Origin of the sequence: Thermomonas sp., from assembly GCF_035369645.1 — a bacterium.
In the GTDB taxonomy this organism is placed as follows: domain Bacteria; phylum Pseudomonadota; class Gammaproteobacteria; order Xanthomonadales; family Xanthomonadaceae; genus Thermomonas.
In genome coordinates this window covers 1-5742 of sequence record NZ_DAOOUM010000060.1, presented here as the reverse complement: position 1 = coordinate 5742, position 5742 = coordinate 1, and the positions used below count along the sequence as shown (strand labels likewise).

Sequence of the window (5742 nt, the reverse complement as noted above, 5' to 3'; positions counted from 1 at the left end):
GAAATGGCCACCGCCGCCGCCAATGCCACCGACAATTCGCGAAATAGCCGCCCGGTATTGCCCTGCAAAAATCCCACCGGCAAAAACACCGCGATCAACACCGCCGTGGTGGCCAACACCGCGAATGCCACTTGCTTGGTGCCACGCCGTGCGGCAACCAATGCCGGCTCACCCAAGTCCACCCGGCGCTGGATGTTTTCCACCACCACGATGGCATCGTCCACCACCAGACCAATGCACAGCACCAAGGCCAGCAAGGTGAGCAGGTTGATCGAAAACCCGAATGCATACAGCGCGATGAACGAGGCGATCACGCACACCGGCACGGTGACCGCCGGGATCATTGCCGCACGCACGCTGCCCAGGAACAACCAGATCACCACCAGCACCAGCACGATGGCTTCGATCAGGGTTTCATACACCCGCTCCACCGCCGCCGAAATGAAGGTGGTGCTGTCGTAGGCGACATAAATATCAGTGCCTTTGGGCAGTGATGCGCGAATCTTGTCGCCCTCTGCAATCGCTTCTTTCGCCACTTCCAGACTATTGGCGGTGGAAGTCTTGACGATGCCGATGCCCATCGCCGGTTCGCCATTGCTGTGGTAGTAGGCGCGCCGTTCGGTGGACTCCAACGCCACCTTCGCCACATCCCCCAACGTCACCACATACCCATCACTGCCCTTGCCCAGCGGCATCCGTGCGAAGGCCTCGGGGGTGGTGTAGTCACGCGCCACGCGCAAAATGAAATCGCGATTGGTGGATTCAATCCGGCCCGCACCCAGCTCCACGTTTTCAAGGCGTAACGCATTTTCCACATCGCTGGCGGTCAACCCCCGCGCCGCCAACTTGTCGCCATCCAGCCATACGCGCATGGCGTATTGCTGGCTACCGCCCAGAAACACCCGCGCCACGCCTTGCAGACTGGAAAACCGATCCACCAGATAACGCTGTGCGTAATCCGACATCTGCATTTGATCCATCGTGGTGGAGCGCAGATTCAGCCAGATAATCGCATCGGAATCGGCTTCCACCTTGCTGATTTCAGGTGGCGTGGCCTCGGTTGGAATGCGGTCGGACACGCGGCTGACTGCGTTGCGCACATCGTTGGCCGCAGCTTCAATATCGCGCGAGGCATAGAACTCGATACTGATCCGCGAGCTGCCGTTCTGGCTGTTGGAATCAATCGTGTTGATGCCTTCGATGCCGGCCAGTGCGTCTTCCAGCGGCTTGGTGATGCGGGTCTCCACCACCCCCGCCGAAGCGCCGGGATAGTCCACCTGCACCGACACGATGGGCGGGTCGATGGCCGGCAACTCACGCAAGGTCAGGCGCAGGAACGACATCACCCCCAGCACGATCAGCAGCAGGCTCATCACCACCGCCAGCACCGGGCGCTTGATCGAAAGATCGGACAGATTCATGGCTCAGTGCTTCGCATCATCGGCCATGGGTGCAGCACCTGCAGCCACCTTCGCTCCCGGCTGCAATTTGCCGGTGCCTTCGGTGACGATGCTGTCGCCTGCTTGAATGCCGCTGGTCAGCATCACCTGACCGGGAATGCGGCCACCCACCACCACATCCGCCTTCTCCACCGTGCCATCACCCTTTACTCGCCACACAAACGTCTCGTTGCCAATTTGCTGCACCGCCAATTCGGGCACCACCAAGGCTTTGCGGGTACTGCGCAGCAAAGCCACGCGTACCAGCATGCCGGGCTTCAGCAAGCGCTCGGGGTTGGCAAACTCGCCGCGCACGGTGGCCGAACGCGAGCCGGCATCCAGTCGCGCCGCCACCGTCTGCACGCGGCCATCAAAACGTTTTCCGGGATACGCCCCGGCAGTACCCGTCAACGCCTGCGCTGGCGCCACGTCCGCCAGCTCGGTTTCCGGCACCGGGAAATCCACATACACGCGCGAAATATCATCTAGCGTGGCGATCACCGTGCCCGGTGTCACCAACGCGCCCGGGCTGACCTGGCGAATGCCCAACACACCGGCAAACGGTGCACGAATCACCCGGTCACTCAGATTGGCGCGAATCTGGCCCACCTGCGCACGCGCCGCGTCGCGGGTAGCGCGGGCGGTATCCACCGCGGAACGTGCCACCAATTGCTGACCGCCCAATTGGGTGAGCCGCTGCAATTGTGCTTCGGCATCTTTCAGTTGCGCCTGCGCCGAGGCCAACAACGCGTCTTGCTGTTGCCCACTCAAAGTCACCAGCGGCGCGCCTTTGGCAACGTCCTGCCCGCTTTCGAAATGCACCTGCTGCACGGTTTCGCTGACCTTGGCGGTGACCGTGACGGCCTCGTGCGCACGCACCGTGCCCAGCGCTTGCAAGTTGTCGTTCCAGTCCTGCAAGGCAATCGTGCTTACCACCACGGGTACCGGTTGATTGCCACGCCCACCGCCGGGGCCGCTACTGCCGGGCTTGTCTTGCTTGCCACATGCCGTGAGCATCAGCATGGCCACCAAGGCAGCCCAGAAATGACCAGTGAACCGCTGTGACATGGGGGGACTCAAGCGTGGGGTTGCCGATTTTAACTGGCGAGGATGACCGTCTTCCTGTGCCATCGGCTGGGGGGCAAACCACGACGTCGGTCAAGCTTCGCCACAAAGACGAACGCCAGCACTCGGCTGGCGCTCGATTTCACGGCGATGGCGCGAGGCGATCAGCCCTGCCACTGTCCCAATGCAGCCAAGCCATTGGCCTTGGCGCGTTCGAACACCGTCGCCTGTGCCTTGGCGTAGTTGCCGGCCATGTCGGTGGCCCACAGCTTCAGCGCGGCCTGCTGCATCGCACGACCATAGCTGAACGACAGCGGCCACGGGTTCGGGCCCATCTTGTTCATCGCATCGAGGTGCGCGGTGGCGTTCTCGTCGCTCTGGCCGCCGGATAGGAACACGATACCCGGCAGAATCGCCGGCACCGCCGACTTCAGGCACATCAGGGTGGATTCGGCCACTTCCTCGACGCTGGCCTGCTCATCGCACGCCTTGCCCGGGACCACCATCGAGGCCTTGAGGATGGTGCCTTCCAGCATCACGCTCTGGTTGTACAGCGCATCAAACAGCGAGCGCAGCACCACTTCAGTCACTTCATAGCAGGTGCCGATGTCGTGATCGCCATCCATCAACACTTCCGGCTCCACCATCGGCACCAGACCGCACTCCTGGCACAGCGCGGCATAACGCGCCAGCGCATGGCTGTTGGCCTCGATGCAGGTGCCGGACGGGATGTCGTCGCCGATGGTAATCACCGCGCGCCACTTGGCAAACCGCGCGCCCAGCTTGTAGTACTCCTTCAGGCGGTCACGCAGGCCGTCCAGGCCTTCCGTCACCAGTTCGCCGGGGAAGCCGGCCAGCGGTACCGTGCCCTTGTCCACCTTGATGCCGGGGATCATGCCGTTGTCCAGCATGTACTTGGCAAACGGCACCCCACTCTTGGTTGATTGGCGGATGGTTTCGTCAAACAGGATCGCACCGGACAGGTACTGGTTGGCGTTCGGCGTGGTCAGCAGCAGCTCGCGATAGGCGCGCCGGGTTTCTTCGGTGCACTCGATGCCCACACCATCGAAGCGCTTCTTGCAGGTGGCGGAGGATTCATCAATGGCGATGATGCCCTTGCCCGGGGCAACCATGGCGCGGGCGGTTTCGGCGAGTTGTTCGATGCTCATGCGGGCGGCTCGGCTGGCGGAAGGAATCTACCCATTATAGCCGGGCCGGCTTGCCTTGCCGGGTCACTACGGCCACACCGCCTCGTGTTGACAGAGGGAGCGCCACGGCTGAGAGAGTCCTAACACGGTGTTTTTATCCTGTTGCACAACACCGGCCAATAGATCTCCTGCATGCGCCAGCTGACTTTCCGCTTTCTCGTTGCCGCCTTGCTGCTGCTCACCGCCAGCCGGCTGGGGCTAAGCCTGTGGCAATGGCCACGCCTGCAAGCTGCAGGCAGCTTGTGGCCGGTCTTGCTGGGAGGCTGGCGCATCGACCTAAGCTTGCTTGCCATGCTCAGTGCCTGGCCCTTGCTGGCATCCCCTTGGCTAGGCCACCGCCAGTGGCCCAGCAGACTCACCGCGTACTGGTATCGCCTATGGTGGGTCGTCTTGGTGTTGATGGAAGTGGCGACGCCGCAATTCATCATCGAATACGACACGCGCCCCAATCGCCTGTTTGTGGAATACCTGACCAGCCCACGCGAAGTAGCTGCCATGTTGCTGCACGGCTATCTTGCGCTGCTGGTGATCGCAGGCATGTTGTTGCTTGCGTTTGCCTGGCTGGGCTTGAAATTGTTTCCAACCCGGTGCGTGGATCGTCGCTTGCACTGGGGGTGGCGCGCGCCATTGACGGCGGTACTTTTTGTACTGGCATTCTTGGCCGGACGCGGCACCTTGGCACATCGCCCCTTGAACTCGGCAATGGTCGCCATCGGCAACGATGCCATGGTCAATGCGTTGCCGTTGAACTCTCTCTACACCGTCGCCAATGCCGTACTCGCCATGGGGGATGAGCGATCCGCAGCCACACTCTACGGCAACCTGCCCGACGCCCAGATGCAAGCCCTCGTGCGCAGCGCTGCTGGCCTCTCTGGGGCACCGCTGAACCCAACCTACCCCAGCCTGCATCAGCAAACCGCCAGCGTGCAGCGGGCGCAGCCGTTGAACTTGGTCATCATCATGGAAGAAAGCCTAGGTGCGCAGTATGTCCGCAGCTTGGGCGGGCGCGACCTAACCCCGCACTTAGATGACTTGGCCAACCAAGGTTGGTGGCTGCAACGCACCTACGCCACCGGCACCCGTTCGGTACGTGGGCTAGAAGCCCTCAGCACCGGGTTTTTGCCAACCCCAGCCGAAGCCGTGCTCAAACTTCCACGCAGCCAGCAAGGCTTCTTCACCCTGGCCCAATTACTGGGCCGCAAGGGCTACCACTCGCGCTTTTTGTATGGCGGCGAAGCGCATTTCGACAATATGAAAAGCTTCTTTCTGGGCAACGGGTTTGATGACGTCATCGATCAGCCAAAATTCAGCACCAAACCCGGTTTTGTGGGCACATGGGGGGCCTCCGATGAGGACATGTTCAACGAACTGCATGCGCGTTTGCTGCAACCACACGCGCAGCCAATGTTCACCATGGCCTTCAGTGTGTCCAATCACACCCCTTGGGAATACCCGGCTGGACGCATCACCCCGCATGGCGCTGCGGCCAGCGTGGAGAACAGCGTGGCGTATGCCGACTGGGCACTCGGCCAATTTTTTGAACGCGCCAAGCGTGCACCCTACTGGCGCAACACCGTCTTTCTGATCGTTGCCGATCACGATGCCCGCGTCAGCGGTGCCAGCTTGATCCCGGTGCAACATTTCCATATCCCGGCACTGATTCTGGGCGAAGGCGTGCAAGCACGCCGCGATGATCGGCTGGTCAGCCAAATCGACCTTGCACCCACCCTGCTGTCGTTGATCGGCATCAATAGCGTGCACCCGATGCTGGGCGCTGACCTCACCCAGCGGTCACCCAACCGCGCCATCATGCAATACGGCGACACATTTGGTTATCTGCGCGGCGACCAATTACTGGTGTTGCAAGCACACACCCCCGCCCGCCAATTCCGCTATATCGAGGACACCCACACACTCACCGCCACCGCAACGGACCCAGCATTCGCCAAACTAGCACTTGCCCATGCGCTGTGGCCGAGCTGGGCCTATTTGAACCAGCGTTATGCGTTGCTACCCACCGCCCACTGATG

General features: G+C 61.7%; 4 protein-coding genes. 1 reads left to right on the top strand and 3 read right to left on the bottom strand.

The features are described 5' to 3' along the window. The 3 genes from PK789_RS10430 to PK789_RS10420 all read right to left on the bottom strand — a co-directional run. A partial coding sequence (locus tag PK789_RS10430) for an efflux RND transporter permease subunit (protein WP_324308692.1) occupies window positions 1-1421 on the bottom strand: 1421 nt, incomplete at its 3' end. 3 nt (window positions 1422-1424) lie between these two features. Continuing rightward, on the bottom strand, window positions 1425-2507 hold the full coding sequence (locus tag PK789_RS10425; RefSeq protein WP_223627789.1) for an efflux RND transporter periplasmic adaptor subunit: 1083 nt from the start codon (window positions 2505-2507) through the stop codon (window positions 1425-1427). A gap of 161 nt (window positions 2508-2668) precedes the next feature. After that, window positions 2669-3673, bottom strand: coding sequence for a class I fructose-bisphosphate aldolase (locus PK789_RS10420; RefSeq protein WP_324308686.1), 1005 nt, complete (start codon window positions 3671-3673; stop codon window positions 2669-2671). Window positions 3674-3844: 171 nt separating this feature from the next. On the opposite strand from PK789_RS10420, the gene PK789_RS10415 reads away from it, so the two are divergent. Further along, entirely contained in the window at window positions 3845-5740 is a 1896-nt protein-coding gene (locus PK789_RS10415) for an LTA synthase family protein (RefSeq protein ID WP_324308685.1), read from the top strand. Window positions 5741-5742 lie beyond the last annotated feature (2 nt).

What these genes read in the sequence shown, in the direction of transcription:
- PK789_RS10425 (WP_223627789.1), bottom strand. Translation starts at nt 2,507, where the DNA reads ATGTCACAGCGGTTCACTGGTCATTTCTGGGCTGCCTTGGTGGCCATG.
- PK789_RS10420 (WP_324308686.1), bottom strand. Translation starts at nt 3,673, where the DNA reads ATGAGCATCGAACAACTCGCCGAAACCGCCCGCGCCATGGTTGCCCCG.
- PK789_RS10415 (WP_324308685.1), top strand. Translation starts at nt 3,845, where the DNA reads ATGCGCCAGCTGACTTTCCGCTTTCTCGTTGCCGCCTTGCTGCTGCTC.